This is a genomic window from Caldicellulosiruptor sp. DIB 104C, assembly GCF_028198085.1.
Classification (GTDB): domain Bacteria; phylum Bacillota; class Thermoanaerobacteria; order Caldicellulosiruptorales; family Caldicellulosiruptoraceae; genus Caldicellulosiruptor; species Caldicellulosiruptor saccharolyticus.
In genome coordinates, this window is sequence record NZ_CP116337.1 from 1,840,786 (window position 1) to 1,857,831 (window position 17,046).

The 17,046-nt window shown below is 34.9% G+C and carries 16 protein-coding genes and 1 tRNA gene; 6 read left to right on the forward strand and 11 right to left on the reverse strand.

Translation table 11 applies throughout. From position 1 onward, the window contains the following. Window positions 1-14: 14 nt before the first annotated feature. A complete protein-coding gene (locus PGC14_RS09235; protein WP_271628739.1) occupies window positions 15-965 on the reverse strand; it encodes an ROK family protein in 951 nt (316 codons plus the stop codon). A 201-nt stretch (window positions 966-1,166) separates the two neighbouring features. On the opposite strand from PGC14_RS09235, the gene PGC14_RS09240 reads away from it, so the two are divergent. Further along, window positions 1,167-1,601, forward strand: coding sequence for a hypothetical protein (locus tag PGC14_RS09240; RefSeq protein WP_271628740.1), 435 nt, complete (start codon window positions 1,167-1,169; stop codon window positions 1,599-1,601). Window positions 1,602-1,666: 65 nt separating this feature from the next. Here PGC14_RS09240 and PGC14_RS09245 read toward each other — a convergent pair whose 3' ends face one another. From PGC14_RS09245 to PGC14_RS09255, 3 genes are all read right to left on the reverse strand, one after another. Next, window positions 1,667-2,896, reverse strand: coding sequence for a WG repeat-containing protein (locus PGC14_RS09245; RefSeq protein ID WP_271628741.1), 1,230 nt, complete (start codon window positions 2,894-2,896; stop codon window positions 1,667-1,669). 589 nt (window positions 2,897-3,485) lie between these two features. Next, entirely contained in the window at window positions 3,486-5,573 is a 2,088-nt protein-coding gene (locus PGC14_RS09250) for a ribonucleoside triphosphate reductase (protein ID WP_039766280.1), read from the reverse strand. 226 nt (window positions 5,574-5,799) lie between these two features. Next, window positions 5,800-6,486 (reverse strand): 4Fe-4S binding protein, encoded by a 687-nt coding sequence (locus tag PGC14_RS09255; RefSeq protein ID WP_011916339.1) that lies wholly within the window; start codon window positions 6,484-6,486, stop codon window positions 5,800-5,802. Between the two features lie 440 nt (window positions 6,487-6,926). On the opposite strand from PGC14_RS09255, the gene PGC14_RS09260 reads away from it, so the two are divergent. The 3 genes from PGC14_RS09260 to PGC14_RS09270 are packed head-to-tail and all read left to right on the forward strand — an operon-like array spanning window position 6,927 to window position 9,307. Continuing rightward, entirely contained in the window at window positions 6,927-8,162 is a 1,236-nt protein-coding gene (locus PGC14_RS09260) for an LL-diaminopimelate aminotransferase (protein ID WP_011916338.1), read from the forward strand. 12 nt (window positions 8,163-8,174) lie between these two features. Then, a complete protein-coding gene (locus tag PGC14_RS09265) occupies window positions 8,175-8,495 on the forward strand; it encodes a heavy metal-binding domain-containing protein (RefSeq protein ID WP_011916337.1) in 321 nt (106 codons plus the stop codon). 23 nt (window positions 8,496-8,518) lie between these two features. After that, window positions 8,519-9,307: a type III pantothenate kinase gene (locus tag PGC14_RS09270; protein WP_011916336.1), complete on the forward strand. Its 789-nt coding sequence runs from the start codon at window positions 8,519-8,521 to the stop codon at window positions 9,305-9,307. Window positions 9,308-9,358: 51 nt separating this feature from the next. Here the strand turns inward: PGC14_RS09270 and PGC14_RS09275 are convergent, their stop codons facing one another. Genes PGC14_RS09275 through PGC14_RS09290 form a run of 4 tightly spaced genes read right to left on the reverse strand, consistent with a single transcriptional unit; the run spans window position 9,359 to window position 13,309 of the window. Beyond that, window positions 9,359-10,351, reverse strand: coding sequence for a CotS family spore coat protein (locus tag PGC14_RS09275; RefSeq protein WP_011916335.1), 993 nt, complete (start codon window positions 10,349-10,351; stop codon window positions 9,359-9,361). Between the two features lie 43 nt (window positions 10,352-10,394). Next, window positions 10,395-11,363, reverse strand: a complete 969-nt coding sequence (locus PGC14_RS09280) for a hypothetical protein (protein WP_011916334.1) — start codon at window positions 11,361-11,363, stop codon at window positions 10,395-10,397. After that, entirely contained in the window at window positions 11,354-12,355 is a 1,002-nt protein-coding gene (locus PGC14_RS09285; protein WP_271628742.1) for a phosphotransferase, read from the reverse strand. The genes PGC14_RS09280 and PGC14_RS09285 overlap by 10 nt, the downstream gene beginning before the upstream one ends. Window positions 12,356-12,412: 57 nt before the next feature. Further along, window positions 12,413-13,309 (reverse strand): DUF2156 domain-containing protein, encoded by an 897-nt coding sequence (locus PGC14_RS09290; RefSeq protein WP_271628743.1) that lies wholly within the window; start codon window positions 13,307-13,309, stop codon window positions 12,413-12,415. Window positions 13,310-13,409: 100 nt separating this feature from the next. Between PGC14_RS09290 and PGC14_RS09295 the strand changes: the two genes are divergently transcribed. Both PGC14_RS09295 and PGC14_RS09300 read left to right on the forward strand, forming a co-directional pair. Further along, window positions 13,410-13,916, forward strand: a complete 507-nt coding sequence (locus tag PGC14_RS09295) for a hypothetical protein (RefSeq protein WP_011916331.1) — start codon at window positions 13,410-13,412, stop codon at window positions 13,914-13,916. Beyond that, complete coding sequence (locus PGC14_RS09300) at window positions 13,903-14,778, forward strand: sensor histidine kinase (RefSeq protein ID WP_011916330.1); 876 nt, start codon at window positions 13,903-13,905, stop codon at window positions 14,776-14,778. The genes PGC14_RS09295 and PGC14_RS09300 overlap by 14 nt, the downstream gene beginning before the upstream one ends. 60 nt (window positions 14,779-14,838) lie before the next feature. Here the strand turns inward: PGC14_RS09300 and PGC14_RS09305 are convergent. From PGC14_RS09305 to PGC14_RS09315, 3 genes are all read right to left on the reverse strand, one after another. Further along, window positions 14,839-14,930, reverse strand: a tRNA-Ser gene (locus PGC14_RS09305). Between the two features lie 48 nt (window positions 14,931-14,978). Next, window positions 14,979-15,953, reverse strand: coding sequence for a zinc-dependent alcohol dehydrogenase family protein (locus tag PGC14_RS09310; protein ID WP_039766287.1), 975 nt, complete (start codon window positions 15,951-15,953; stop codon window positions 14,979-14,981). A gap of 69 nt (window positions 15,954-16,022) precedes the next feature. Beyond that, entirely contained in the window at window positions 16,023-16,916 is an 894-nt protein-coding gene (locus PGC14_RS09315; protein WP_039766337.1) for a glycosidase, read from the reverse strand. Window positions 16,917-17,046: the final 130 nt, after the last annotated feature.

Sequence of the window (17,046 nt, forward strand, 5' to 3'; positions counted from 1 at the left end):
CTTTTATAAGTTCTTTAAATCTGCTTTGCCAAAAGCGCAGCACCAATTATACCTGCATCATTTCCTAAGACAGCTGGAATTATTTTAGGAGGTGTTATTTGCTTGCAATAGAATTTTTCGTAAACATACTCTCTTACCGGTCCAAGCAGGTATTCACCCTCTTTGCTAACTCCTCCGCCAATACAAATTACCTCTGGTTCAAATATATTGCAAACATTTACAAGCCCTTCTGCTAAATATTTTACATACCTATCAACAATTGCTGCACCAGTGCTGTCTCCCATTCGCTTTGCATCAAAAGCTGTTTTTGCATCAATCTTAGAAATATCGCCACCTACAAGTTTCATGATAGTGCCGTTTATATCCCTTGCAGCAGCCTCTCTTGTCATTCGAATAAGAGCTGTTGCAGATGCGTACGCTTCCCAGCACCCTCTTCTGCCACATGTGCACTGTTCACCATCAACACAAATAACCATATGCCCAAGCTCTGCACCTGCATGATGTGCCCCAGTGTATATTTTTCCATCGATTATAACTCCCCCGCCAATGCCAGTTCCCAATGTGATTGTAACAGAAATCCTTGTGCCTTTTGCACCACCTGCTATATACTCACCATATGCCGCACAGTTTGCATCGTTTTCTATGTTAACAGGCTTTGGAATGTATTTTTGTATCTCTTCTCTCATAGGAACGTTCAAAAAAGCAATGTTGTTGCTATAGAGAATCATTCCTTTTTCATTGTCAGGTGTGCCGGGGCTTCCAATACCAACTGAGTGAATGTCATCCAAAGAAAGCCCACACTCTTTTACAAGATTTAAACTCAGATCTGCCATGTCTTTTAATATTTCTGAGTAGTGCCTGTGCGCACCTGTCGGAACAGTCCCTTTTTTTATGATTTTCCCTTCTTCATCAACAATTCCTGCTGCAATGTTTGTTCCCCCAAGGTCAATTCCTATGTAATACACCTTCTCTCTCCTTTCCAATTCTTAAGATTTTGATTTTATTATATCAACAAAAAGAGATTAAGTAAAATATACTTTTTAGTCTTTATTTTTAGATATTTTGCATAATAAGTTTGCATAAAAATTAAATATTTTTTGTTAGCTACAAGAATTGTTTTTTTTGATATTATGAAAAAAAATTTGCAACATAATAGAGGAGAAGCTATGAAGTTAATAGGTAAAATATTTGAGGTCTTTTTTAAATATTTTATTTTAGTTCCTGCCTTTATTGGCTTTATCAGCGGCACTATTCTTTCCATTATTAACAAATCATTTGGTGGTCTGCTATTAATGCTAAGTGTTATAATTGTCTATTTGTTTCTACCCGAATTAGCATTGCTTGTAGGAAGGTATGGATTTGAAGAGGTATGGAAACAAATTGGAATTTATACAAAACCTGACTTTATAAGGCCGTGGAAACTAACTAAAATAGTATTATTAACATCCTGTTGCACTGCAGTAATTATTTCCATTTTAAAAATAATTGAAACAAAAAACTTCTTCTACCTTTTCGGTATCCCAATCAGTGGTTTGTTGTTTTATCTGGTATTGATAGCAGATAATTTAATAAACAGAGTAATATATAACAAAAAGAGCTAATCAGCGTGTTAAAAACATATCTGATTAGCTTTCTTTTTTATTTTTAGTTTACAAACGAGTAATATTTAATTGTAAAGCCTGAAATTTTGATAGTTTAACTTTACATTATTATCCATTTTCTTATTACCTGGCTCTTCAAACATATAAAACCCCTTTATTTTTCTATTATTCTCTACAATTGCCATGCCTTCAGAAATATTTAAAAAGAGGTAAGGTTTTTTGACTTTAGCTTTTATATTATTTTCCCTATCAATTACCATCGAGTAATCTCCTTTTTGGACAATAGCCAAACCATCAATAAAGTCAGTTGCATAATCATATTCAAACGGTATAACTTCTTTACCCTTTGCATTTAAATATCCGAACTTATCCCCTTTTTTAGCAACTGCTAAACCGTCAAAGAAATATCCTATAGAATCATACTTAAACTCCACAATATATTCTCCGTTAATATTTACAACTCCAACCTTTCCACCAAAAGTTGCTGGTGAAAGTCCATTTACGAAAAATCCTAACCATGAATAACTTGGACTAATAACTATTTTGCCACTTTTATCAATAACACCAAATTTGTCTTCTTTAATTACCAGTCCTCTTCCCTTATAAAAAGAACTCACGCCATCAAAAAATAAATCGGTGATAAAATTTCCTTTTGTATCAATATAAGTCCACTTTCCATTTACTTTTACAGGTGCAATACCTTCAGAAAAACTCCCTGCCACTTCAAACCTAAGAGGGATTACAATATCTCCTTTAGAATTTATATACCCCCATCTTGGACCTTTTTTAACAGCGGATAATCCCTCGCTCATACTGCTTATTAAATCATATTGATATTTAAATGTGCTAATTTTCCCTTCTTTAGGTTCTATATAATACCATTTATTTTTTTTCTTCGAAAGAAATCCTTCTGCGAACTTAACACCAAAACTATCAAAAACACAAGGAATTATCTCATGTCCTTTTGTATCTATATATCCCCATTTACCTTTTTTGCATATATTTGCAACACCCCCATCAAAAGGGAGAGCACTGTCAAATATAAAATTTGTAACCTTATTTCCTTTTTTATCAATATAGCCATACTTACCATTTAACTTTACTGCCACTTTTCCTTCAGAAAAATATGACAAATCGTCAGCAACATATCTTTCATTTAGTTCAATAAACAAAGGACTGTTTTTAAAAGCAAATGAAAATATGCTAAATAAGAATAATGTAAAAATTAAGAATAATGCTGCTAATGATGTTATTACAATATATTTGTTACAAAATGGGATTTTTCTTCTTTTCATGCAAACTCACTCCATTATCCATAAACCTGTACATGCGTGTTAGGTACTTTTATTAGATTAGTAAATTGGCGTTATATCTATGGAAGCACCATTTATACTAAATGAAATGCTTGGTGTTACACTTCTTGTATATTTTGCATAATGTCCATATGCATCAGCTACAGTTGTATTTGATACATTTGCTTTAATTCTTAAAGCCATAAAAGCTCTATTATTAATTTGTGTTTCGTACGTTTGGATAACAAATGCGTATCCTTGTGCACTTTTCTCATATGCTGACCAATAATAATCATACTGCCCCGGTTCATAGATACCTAAATTAGATGAATATAATGTATATTCGTGTCTTAAATACTCACTATCTTTAATTACATATAGGCCATCAAATTTGCGTTATCACATTAGCTTATTTAAAAACTACCTCTATTTTTTAACCTTTAATTTTATTTTAATCTACAAAAATAAAATTGTCAATATTTTTTAAATTACACTTACAATTTAATTTTGTAATATAATAAACAAGAAAGGAACTGTCTTCACTGTTAAAAAAGACAGTTCCTTTCTTAAATTAAACTAATAACAAAAACCTTTACCTTCTCACAGCAATCTTGTACTCTTTTCTAAACTTAAACTCTTCCTGCTTGCCCTTGTTCCAGCACTGAACAGGTCTGTAGTAACCAACAACTCTCGAGTAAACCTCACATTCTTTGCCACACGTTGGGCAGCTAAAATGCTCGCCTGCAACATATCCATGGTCCGGGCATACAGAGAATGTGGGTGTTATTGTATAATACGGAATTCTATAGTTATAAGCAATCTTTTTGACAATCTCCTTGCAAACTTGAATGTCATCAATCTTTTCACCAACAAAGCCGTGCAAAACAGTTCCGCCTGTGTAGCGAATCTGAAGCTCTTCTTGATGGTCCAAAGCTGTGAATATATCATCTGTGTAATCAACAGGAAGCTGGGTTGAGTTTGTGTAAAATGGCTCGTCTTTTCCTGATGTAATTATATCTGGGAACATCTGCTTGTCTTTTCTTGCAAGCCTGTATGATGTTCCTTCTGCAGGTGTTGCCTCAAGATTGTAAAGAATACCTGTCTCTTCCTGGTACTTTCTTATTCTTTCTCTCATAAAGTCAAGCACTTTTATAGCAAACTCTCTTCCCTCTTTTGTATCAATGCCAACACCCATAAAGTTAAGCAGGCTTTCGTGCATTCCAACAATTCCAATTGTATTGAAGTGATTCTTCCAATACTCTCCAAATCGTGCATAGATGTCGCGCAGATAAAATCTGGAATATGGATACAAACCTTTCTTGGTAAGATCTTCTAATACCTCTCTTTTTATTTCAAGGCTTGTCTTTGCAATATCCATAAGTCTTGCTAATCTTTCAAAGTATTCATCTTCGGACTTTGACAGGTATCCTATTCTTGGAAGGTTGATTGTAACAACTCCAATTGAGCCTGTGAGCGGATTTGCACCAAAAAGTCCCCCGCCACGTTTTCTGAGCTCACGATTGTCAAGTCTAAGTCTGCAACACATTGACCTTGCATCTTCAGGTTTCATATCAGAGTTTACAAAATTGCTGAAGTAAGGAAGACCATACTTTGCTGTCATCTCCATGATTTTGTCAACAACAGGACTGTCCCAGTCAAAATCCTTTGTTATGTTGTATGTTGGAATCGGGAATGAGAAAATCCTGCCTTTTGCATCTCCTTCCATCATAACCTCGGCAAATGCCATGTTGAAAATATCCATTTCACGTTGAAACTCTTTATAGGTCCTATCCATAATCTGACCGCCAATGATAACAGGTTCATCTTTCAAAGTGGAAGGTGGCACCAAGTCCAACGTAATATTTGTAAACGGGCTCTGGAAACCCACCCTTGTTGGCACATTTGTATTGAACACAAACTCTTGAAGTGCTTGTTTTACATCAGAATATGTGAGTTTGTCATAGTATATAAACGGTGCAAGGTATGTGTCAAAGTTAGAAAATGCCTGTGCACCTGCTGCCTCACCCTGTAGAGTATAAAAGAAGTTTACAACCTGACCAAGAGCGCTTCTAAAATGTTTTGCCGGCTTTGATGCAACTTTGCCTTCAACTCCTGTAAATCCGTTTAAAAGAAGGTCTCTCAAATCCCAGCCACAGCAGTATACGCCTAAAACACCCAAATCATGAAGATGAAAATCACCGTTTATATGCGCCTCTGCAACCTCTTTTGGGTATATCTTGTTTAGCCAGTATTTTGAAATAACTGCTGTTGATATGTGGTTGTTCAGCCCTTGGAGAGAATAGCTCATGTTGCTGTTTTCATTTACTCTCCAGTCTTCTTTCCCAATATATTGGTCAACTGTATTCTCAATGTCCAAAAACAGGTTTTTGAACTCTCTCATATCCTGATGCTGTTTTCTGTAAAGGATATAAGCTTTTGCTGTCTTTGCATGACCGTTTTCTATCAAAACCTTTTCTACTATGTCCTGAATGTCTTCAACATGAGGGATTGAATAGCCAAACTTCTTTTCCAAAAGCTCTATGACCTGGTCAGTAAGCTTTTCAGCAATTGAATAATTAGAACCTCCAACAGCCTTTGCTGCCTTAAAGATCGCATTTTCTATCTTTTTGCGGTCAAAGTCAACAATCGTCCCATCCCTTTTCATAACCTTTGTTATCATTTTTCTTTACCCCTTTCACATGCCAATCTTTAAAATACTCATTTTAAACAGCCTTAAAGATTTTATACCACTATATATTGTGTCTAAAACTTTTCCTGAACACAATATATTATATTCCAATACCATTTTCAAGTCAATGCAGAACAAGAAGAATTATAATTGAAATTAAGGAAATATAAGTAATAAAAGAGCAAAAAATAAAAAGCAGTTCTTCAAAATGCTGCTTTTAATCTAAGCTCACAAGAGCATCCTTAGGACATACCTTAGCACAAGTTTCACACCTTATGCAGTTTATACTTTCCACTATTCCGTTTTCTTTAAAAGAGCAAACCTCTATCTCCATTGGACAGTTTTTATTACAAAGCTTACACTGAACACATTTACTTACATCTATTTCAATAGGTCTTTTCCTTTTCCCTACCAAACCACTTATTGTTCCCATCGGGCAGACAATACACCACGTTCTTGGCTTGAACAAAATTCCACCAATTATTGCCAATAAAGAGGTAAGCCACAAAAGCAAAACTACTCCCTTGCCAAACTTATATATATCCCCACCACTTCTTATCACATTCAAAACTATCATAAGCATGAAAAATACAACCCAAAATGCCTTTGAAAAACCTGACTTCAAAATTTGTGGAACTGACCTTTGAAAGCTGAGTTTAGAGATGAATTCGTCCAAAAAAGCACCTCTTGGACAGAATCTGTAACACCAATATCTTCCTTTATAGAAACTCAAAACTACTGCTCCTGCCATACATACAAATGCGAAAAGTCCCATTAGAGGACAAAACAAACCAGCTATAATAACTGTCGGCAACAAAAGTGCAACAAACGGCTTGTAGTTGAGTTTTTTCGCTTCTGTTTTCTTTTTATTGCCTTTCCGCAAACCTTTTTCTAAAACCTCCATCTCAGCTATACCCCCTTGTCTTTATCTTTTGTAAACTCATATTTTCAATGATGATATATACCATGGGTAGGTATTGTAGGTCAATTGGAAAAGTTAAATGAAATTTTTTATGGTTTGAAAGTCTCATTTTTTAATTGTGCATAAGCTATGGTTTGTAAAAGCTTAGTGTAAAATATTTATTAGGAAAACCGTAAGTAGTTGTGTTGCTTTCAATTTCTTAAATGTAGGGATATTCTGATAAAAAAATTTTTCGAAAATTCTCCACACTATATAAAAGCATATTGCCCTTTCAAATTTTTATTGATTTATGTTAAAATATCACTAACACATTAGTTTTGAATGTTTCTATTTCATTGGAACCAAAATAAATTACCACTAATTTACAAGAAAAATAACACAGAAAATATAAATTTGTGATTTTTGAAGGAGGTAGATATTAAATGGAAAGCTTTATTCAGAACATGTTTGCAGAGCGAATTGGTGGAAGCAACTTTGGAAAAGAGACAGTTTTATATAAGTTCGAAAAAATTAAAAGAGCAAAGGCTAAGGCAAAAGAGCTTCACCCTGATATGGAGCTAATTGACATGGGTGTTGGTGAGCCGGATGAGAAAGCAGACATGGGTATAATTGGAACTTTGGCCTATGAAGCTGGAAAAGATGAAAACAGAGGATATGCTGATAATGGAATTTATGAATTCAAAGTAGCAGCTGCAAAGTATTTAGAAAGAGTATATGGTGTAAAGGAAATTAACCCTGACACAGAGGTCAACCATGCAATCGGTTCAAAGTCAGCATTGGCGCTCTTGCCATATGCATTTATAAACCCTGGTGATGTGACAATCATGACGGTGCCAGGTTATCCTGTGCTTGGCACAATCACAAAGTGGCTTGGCGGTGAGGTTTACAACGTTCCGCTTTTGAAAGAGAATAATTTCTTGCCGGATTTAAGTTCTATTCCTGCTGATATCAAAAAAAGAGCAAAACTGATGTACTTAAATTATCCAAACAACCCATGCGGTGCTGTTGCAACAAAGGAATTCTTTGAAGAGGTTGTTGAGTTTGCTGCAAAGAACAACATTATAGTTGTACATGACGCTGCATATGCTGCTTTGGTGTTTGATGGATACAAACCTCTGTCTTTTTTATCTGTTGATGGTGCAAAAGAAGTTGGAGTTGAAATTCATTCACTTTCAAAGGCCTACAACATGACAGGTTGGAGACTTGCATTTGTTGCAGGAAATGAGCTTGTTGTAAAGGCATTTGCAGCTGTCAAAGACAATAACGACTCTGGTCAGTTTAAGGCAATTCAAAAAGCGGGTATCTATGCTCTTGAACATCCTGAGATTACTGAGAAGATAAATGAAAAATACTCTCGCCGCCATGATCTTCTTGTGAAGACATTGAGAGAGCTTGGTTTTGATGCACAAAAGCCAAAGGGGTCTTTCTATTTGTACGTTGAGATTCCAAAGGGAATTAAAAATGGCCGAAGGTTTGAGACAGCTGAAGAGTTTTCGGAATACTTAATCACAGAAAAGTGCATCTCAACAGTTCCATGGGATGACGCAGGACATTTTGTGAGATTCTCAGTCACATTTGAGGCAAAAACACCTGAGGATGAAATAAGAGTTATGGAAGAGCTCAAGAGAAGACTTTCTGATGTGGAATTTGAATTTTAGGAGGTTTTTTTGATGATTGTTACAACAACTCCTTCTATTGAAGGCAAAAAAATTGTGGACTACAAAGGAATTGTGAGCAGTGAAGTAATTGTAGGAGTCAATCTTGTAAAAGACTTTATAGCTTCTATCACAGACATATTTGGCGGAAGGTCCGGAACATACGAAAATGAACTTATAAGGGCAAGAGAAGAAGCTCTGCAAGAACTTCAAAACAGGGCTGCAATGCTTGGTGCAAATGCTGTAGTTGGAATTGACATTGATTATGAGGTTTTGGGAACAAACGGAAGTATGCTAATGGTCTCTGTTACAGGAACTGCTGTTGTAGTTGAATAAACTTCTTAAAAGGTGAAGATACGATGAAAGACAAACTTTTAGTTGTTGATATTGGAAATACAAACATTGTGTTTGGGGTTTATAAAGGAAAAGATCTTCTTGCAAGCTACAGGATGAAGACAGACAAGGAAAAGGCAGCAGATGAGTTCGGAATCTTGATGACTCAAATGCTAAGCTACAGTGGTATATCACCATCTGAAATAATGGATGTTATAATATCTTCTGTGGTACCACCTATAATGTACTCATTTGAAAGGGCCATCCAAAAGTACTTCAATTGCACACCGATTGTTGTAGGACCTGGAATTAAGACAGGTTTGAACATCAAAACTGAAAATCCTAAGGAGGTTGGCTCAGACAGGATTGTCAATGCAGTTGCTGTAAATGAGCTATATGGCGGACCTGCCGTGATAATTGACTTTGGTACAGCAACAACATTTTGTGCCCTGAGCTCTAAATCAGAATACCTTGGTGGTGCAATTGCACCTGGAATAAAAATATCAGCAGAAGCTCTTTTTTCACATGCAAGCAAACTTCACAGAATAGAACTTCAAAAACCACCAACAGTCATTGGCAAAAATACAGTGCATGCGATGCAGTCAGGTATTATCTACGGATATGTTGGTCTTGTTGATTATATGGTAAACAAAATCAGAGAAGAGATGAATGAAAAGGATGCAAAAGTGATTGCAACAGGTGGGCTTGCAAGATTAATTGCTCAAGAGTCAAAGACTATCCAAATTGTTAATCCTATTTTGACGTTGGAAGGTTTGAGAATTATCTATTATAAGAACAAGCAGGTGATTCTATAGAAAGTAAAATGGGGCTACTAACCAAGTCTTCTGGTTTTGTAGCCCTTTTTTCTATATCTGCTTTTCCAACCATTTTATAAAGTCATAGTGAAAGTCTCTTTCGCTAATTACCTCGTTTAGCTTTGCAGTAAACACCTTTTCAGACCAGCTTTTCTTACCATTGTAATATCGGTTACACGTTTTCCAGTATCTATATGGAAAGAGCAGAATGATATATATCAGTTCAAGCTCATCTTTGCTCAAAGGCGAGATGTTTGAGTACCAGTTTATGATGCTCTCGCCTGTTTTTATATCCCAATGAATCCTTTTTAGAACCTTTTGCATAAAACTTGCGATATCAACTACTCTCAAATCATACGTAAGATAGTCAAAGTCAATTATATACACATCTCCATCTTGGGTATAGAGTATATTATGGTATGAATAGTCGCGGTGGATAAAACCTCTTTTTTGTCTTGCCTCTTCGCAAAGGCTACTATATTTAGAATTTTTAATCTTTTCGAAAGCTTCTTTAGCAAGCTCATAATAATACGAATATGTAAATAAATACTCATAATCAAACATGCTTTTTCTCTTTTCTGCCATTTTTCTCATACGCGAAAACTCGTTACACCTTTTTTCAAAGCGTGTCATGAGTTTCCCTAAATCGTCTCGTATTCTCGCACCTTGCGGGACATCTGTATAACCATAAGACGCCTCGTGCATGAGAGCAAGCTTTTCCGCTGCAGCTTTTAGCTCAATTGGATTTTCAAGCTCACACTCTCTTGCATCTATCCAGTCAGTGAGAACATAAATATCGTCATTCAAGATAACATATGGCTCACCAGCTTTGCTTAAGTTAAACCTGTCTATATCTAAAAATCCTCTTGAAACAAGGTGTTCCTTTCCACCGTGGATAAACAAAAGTGTCTCCACTGAATAGTCAACCTTTTTAAAGCATTTTAAGCCGCTGTCTGTGGACAGTACAAGAATGTCACGAATGGGCATAAAATAAAAAACCTCTATATCAAAAAACTGAGTTATTTCTTCTCTGAGCAAAATCATAAAAAACACCTCCCACTAAAAACTATATGAAAAATCCTAATATTTAATGCAGGGAGGTGAGAATTTTATGCTTGTATTCATCTTTTTCACAAATTCTATTTATCTTTTCTTCAAAACCTCTAAATGCCCACTCCAAATTTCCAAGCTTTAATAGCTTTTTGATCACGCTAAAATACTCATATGGCAAAAGCAAAAGTGCTAATATTAGTTTCTGCCTGTACTGGTCAAAAGATGTGATGTAAAAGCGTCCAATAATCTCGTCAAAATCCAAGTCCTTATTTCTTTTAAGTAAGCTTTTGACAAAGGTTGCAATGTCTTTTTCGCGAATGTTTAGCTCCACATCGAACATATTTAGAAGTCTTAATTTATTGTAGCTCCTTACTATATTCTGAAGAGTAAGTTTTCCATGAATAAACCTATTTTCTTGCATAGATCGTCCAATGATGTCAAGATATCTGTCATCCTCTAATATCTTTGTTGCCTTTTCTACATATTCAATATTTTTATCAATTGTCTTTAAAATAACTTTTTTTAAGCTGTCATTTTTGATAAGGTTAGGATTTTGTTTTACTTTCGTAAAAACCGAATACATGTTTCTCGCTGCAATTCTGTCTTTGCCGTAAGAAGCTTTATATCTTGCACCAACTGTTGAAGTAAGGTTAGTAGAAGCCGCGTGAAACATATTTATAAATTCTACACAGTTTGAGATTTCTTTATCAACAATCTCAATTGGTTCCTTTTTAAAATGTTCAATTAGGACATAAACTGATTTGTCAAACCTCAGGTAAGGACAACCATCCTTTGTTGGGAGAATCTTTTCAAAGCTTACAAACCTGTTTTCCTTCAAATGTTCTTGACAATGGTAAATAAAAACAATCTCTGCCGGAGACAACTTTACTTTTTTAGCAATGTACTCTGCTTTTGCAGTTTTTATCAAAAACTCATTTTGCAGTTGTTTCATACTCTTTATATTCATCCCATACTGAAGCGAGATTATATTTTTCAGTGCCAATTCAACTTCCCCCCTACAACCTTATTTACTATCATCTCCTTTCTTGTCTGTATTTCAATAGCGCCTTTTAGTCTTTTTAAAAAATACTCTTCAGTCCATGGCTGTTTTTCAAAGTAGTACTGAAGCCCAACCTGCCAAATCTCCTGGGGAAAAAGCATCAAAATCCAAAACACTTCAAACCAGAACTTTTTGGGAATACCTTTTTCCCTTAACAGTTTCAGATAAAACTTAAAAATGTCGATATTCCACTCATTTGTTTTTAAAATCCTCACACCTAAGTTGACAAAATCATGCACATCATAATCAAAAACAGCATAGTCAAAGTCTATGAGATATACATTATCCTCAGCGAAGATAAAGTTGTGATGAGCAGGGTCATGGTGGATAAGTACCTTTTGGTTTGATGTTCTAAAGTAACTACCTATCTTTTTCATAAACTGTATGCACTCAGCAAACCTATCTTCAAATCGATGAATAGCCCTCAAAAAATATCTATCAAATGTACTATATATTTCTTTTTGATGTATAATATTCTCCATTGTTTTTATTTGTGAATACTTATTTTGAAAAACCTCCTCACAACAAGGAAGGTGCATTCTATTTTCCTGCTTTGCAAGACAAGTTGTAGAGGTGTGAAGACGGTCCAAAATGCTTACAATGACTTTCAAATCAGAGAAAGTTTTGTAATCTGCTCCTCTTCCATCAATCCATTTGCACAGAAGACAAACTCTTCCAAAGTTGTCTAAAAAATAAAAGCCACCATCTATTGTTCTTTCAAAGTCAATCAGGTGGCTTTTGAACGATGTTTTTTTCAGGTGTGAATAGACATCCATAATAAAGTCTACGCGCGATTTGTCCACTCTGCTTAGTTTTAAAAAATATTTCTTTTTATCCTTTGTTTTAATGAAATATGCATTTGTTTTAATTTGTTTTATTCTTTCAATCTTGATTGAATAATTTTCTTCTACTAATTTGAAATTTATCTTTTCCACGAAATTTCAAATTTACAAATGGCTCAATTTCATTATATGGCAAGGTTTATTTTTGTGTTAATCAAAAAGTACTGTAAACTTTTCGGCAAATTTAAATGGATGATAAGACATCTTTGCCTTTCTTATACCTTCTTTCCCTAAGTCCTCTTCTCTGTTGACAAATTCAAAGTTCTGCCAAAATTCTATAAGGAATTTATTGTTGACAAAAGTATAGAGTCCTTCAATGTCAGGATCAGCTTTTTCAATGTGAATCACAACTGTATTTTTATTTAAAGGCTCACCAAAGGTAAACGCTTTTATCTTACCATCAATAAAAACGATCATTCCCTCATATGAGAGTTTATCAAAGTTTTTGATTGCCCTTTCAATTGCCAACTTCTCAAATGTAAGGCCAACATCATTTTGTCCGTTTCTCTTTTCATACCACTCACATTCAAAATCCCAGCAAAGCCTGACAATCTCATCATCAATTTTTTTTACTTCATACCTTTCGCCATAAAGCCGTAAGAATTTATTTATATGATTCTTCTTTGCATGGTACTTTTTGCCTTTCAATTGTACCAAATCTTGAACCTTGTAAACATAGTCCGAAAGGTCCCTTTCTAATAAACTCTCAAATTTCATACCACATTGAGTTAACATATCAATTGTCTTTCGAGATGCTCTTTTTAGCATGAACTTATAACCTTGAGTTTCAAAATACTTCTTAGCCTTTTCAATTACAATAGGAAGCTTGTTGGTATCTACCCCTACAGGACCGTGCAAAAATGGTGGCTGGTTATAAGGTTTTGCCATAATTAATAAAAAACCATCTTCTTCTGTAAAGTTAATATCATAAAATGGATCCCACATAAATAGATTTGTAAATGTCAAGTCAGCAATCTCTGGCTGAAAAGCTTTGAAATATTCATCAAATATTCTTTTGTCAGAAATGTCTATCTTGTAAAACTTCATACTTTTACCCCCACATTGATATATAAAAATTTTGAATAAACCTAAAAGAAAATATATAATATCATATAGAATACTTTTGTAAAGTAGAGGAACAGAAAAGATGATTCAATACATAGTTTTGTATCCACTATACTTTCTCAAAGTATTTTTTCTTGTAAGCTTGATACTTAGCCTATTTGGTATAAGCTATAGTAGCAAGAAAATATTAGTTGTGGGCTTTATCCAAGGTCTGTGGGATACTATTGTATTCAACAATGGAATCAATTTAATGCTTGGTTTAATACTTATGACAGTATGCTTAATACTTTTATATATCATATATTTAAGGCTTCTACCCTTATATGGTATCATTTTGGGTCTTATTTCGCAATCCTTATGTCTTGCACTAAAGTTTGGAGGATATTCAATTATCAGTACAATTGCCTATAATCTTTATTTAACGCCGTCTGTACTTGCTTGTGATATTGCTACATTGGTAATAGAAATAACCATTATGAGTATTTTGTTAGCAGTTATTAAAAGCAAGAAATATTTTATTTGTGATATTTGCAAACTATTTCCAATTACATTTGAAAAAAGGAATGAAGCTGGCTATGAAGAAAAATGAACAGACAAAATTCCTACTTGCAATTCTTTTTCTCCTATTTCTCATTATATTTTTGTTGATATACTCAATTTATTTTATCAACACAGAACTGATAAAACACTTAAGAATTCCTCAATGGCAAAGAATACTTATTGTATACTCTTTTACTTTACTTGCTATTTTGAACTTGTACACTGTCAAAAACCTTTTTTCTGCACTCAGTACACTAAAGACAACACAGATTTATAAGGATAATATAAAATCATTGGACAATTTTATAAACATCTTAAGAGCACAGCGGCATGAGTTTAACAATCATCTTCAGATAATCTGGGGACTCATCTGTGTTGGAAAATATGATGATGCCGTGCGCTACATCGAACAAATTAGCGAAAATCTTAAATGCACTTCAAAGTTTTATGGGCTTGGCTGTGCTGAGCTATCAGCTTTGATATTTGCAAAAAGCTCCTTAGCTAAAAAGTATGATATTAATTTTGAATTTCATTACAATGTAGACTTTAGCAATTTAAAGTTTGATTCGATGGATTTAATAAATATCTGTGGCAATCTAATTGACAATGCATTTTATTATGCAAAGTGCTCACTTTCTAAATATGTAGTTCTTGAGATTAATGATACAGGCAGTCAGGTTGAAATTTCTATCACAAACTCTGGATCATACATTGATGATTGTAAAAAAGAAAAAATATTTGAGCTCGGATATTCAACAAAAAACTCAACAGGATTAGGACTTTTTATAGTAAAGTCCACAGTCGAAAAATATGGTGGTCAGATTGAGGTCTTCTCTGAGTACAAAAGCCAAGACAAATATGAAAAAGAAGGATATACAACATTTAAAGTAACTTTGCCAAAAAAAATATAACCTCTTCTTCATTCCATGAAGAGGTTATATTTTTATTTTAAAGTCCTTATTATTCTCTACTGGCGGAGAAGGAGGGACTCGAACCCTCGCGCCGGTTTTACCCGACCTACGCCCTTAGCAGGGGCGCCTCTTCACCACTTGAGTACTTCTCCGCATGGCTCAATAGACATATTTTATTATAGCTTAAATATTCTATTTCGTCAAGGCTGAACAATCACTTTAAGCTGTCTCTCATACCTGTTGTTAAGAGCTTGAGAAAGCTCTTCTAATGAAATTTTGTGGGTTATTATATGTTTTAAGCTAATTTTCTTTGCTCTAAGTAATTCAATTGCCAATTTTTGAGTAAACGGGTTTACAAATGACCAATAAACTCTTGCCTCTTTCTTAAACATCTCAAAGGGATTTATTAAAACATTTGTCTTTGGTGAGGGCACAGAAAATACAAGTAGTTGTCCACCTTTTTGAAGCTTTTCAAATGCCATCTCAATACTCTCTTTTGTTCCTGCACACTCAATTACAATGTCAAACTTTTCATCTGTATTTTCCTCAATTATTCCCTTTATACCCTGCCATTTGGCAATCTCTTTTCTAAACTCATCTATCTCATATCCATAGACATTGTAAGCCCCATAAAGTTTCAAAATCTCAAGCATAATAAGGCCAATTGGCCCAAGGCCAATTACCAGAACCTTATCTGTCGGGTTTATTTCAAGCTTTCTAATTCCATGTAGGCAGCAAGCAAGAGGTTCTGCCAATGCTGCTTCCTCAAATTCTATATCTTCAAACAATATTGCTTGCTTTTCAGGTACAATCGCATACTCTGCAAACCCACCGTTTAAATTTACACCCAAAGCTGTAAGACTTTCGCACAATTGTACTTTCCCACTTCTGCAAAATCTACATACCCCACAATAAATGTTCGGGTCAATACTTACTTTGTCCCCTACTTTAAAAAGTGAGCTTTTTGTTTCAACTACCTCACCACAAAACTCATGCCCTAAAATAATCGGTGGTGTGACCTTTGCTGAACCTTTTTCGCCATTAAATATGTGCACATCTGTTCCACATATTCCACACGCCTTGACCTTTACCAAAATTTCGCCTTGTTTTAACGGGGGCAAATCAAATTCTTCTACTCTCAAATCTCTTTTGCCATAAAATACCGCCGCTCTCACTTTTATTCTAATCCTTCTCTAAAGAAAATTTCATCTAATATTCAGTTTACCACTACCAAGCAAGATTTTTCAATCGAATTTTATCTTTTCTTTATTGAACTTTGCAACGCCAATGACAGTATCTGCACCACCATAGTAAACCCAAACCTCATCGCCAACTTCTGCATGACCACAGCTGAAAACAACGTTTGGTATGTATCCATCAACTTCCCATGAAAGCTCAGGCTCTAATATTGGCTCAGAGAACCTTGACAAAACCTTTGTTGGGTCTTTGCTATCCAGCAGTACTGCACCAAGCCTATATACATTCTTATTATCAGCCGCGTGGTATATAACCAGCCACCCAAACTTGACCTTTATTGGCGGTCCTGCAACGCCAATTCGGCTGCTCTCCCAAGAATTTTCTCGTACCGTCATTATTTCAACATGATCTGTCCAGTGAATCAAATCGTCTGAAAATGCAAGCCACATGTTAGGATATCTTCTGTGAAACATCACATACCTGCCATTTATCTTCTCTGGAAAAAGAGCTGCGTCTTTGTTTGGTTCGTCAAGTGCAACTCCTATTCTCTCCCACTTTATTAGGTTCTTTGACTTTGCTAACATTATCCTAAAATCGCCATCATATCTTCCGCCAAATCCAGTGTATGTCATGTAAAACGTCCCGTCAATCTCTACAATTCTTGGGTCCTCTATCCCTCTTCTTTCTTGATCATTCTCAGCAACCATTACAGGTTTGTCAAGTCTATAGAAGTTAACACCATCTGTTGACACGGCATAACCAATTGTTGAAATATACTCACCATAGTCCTTGTGAGGTGGAATATTAGTTGCCCTGTAAATTAAATGAAACAGCCCTCTGTGATATATAGCTGCTGCATTGAAAACTGCAGCCCTCTCCCACTCATTTTCCTGTTTTGGTCTTAGCACAGGCTTATTTGTCACCCTTTGGAGTTTGAACATAAAAGTATCTTGCGCCCCCTTTGTTTTTTCTGCTATCAATTCTTCTTTTGAAGTTTCAACACATAATTTTAATTTAACTTTTAAAAATTGCAATTGAAAAAATATCCTGCATCCTTTTTGCGTTTCTTTT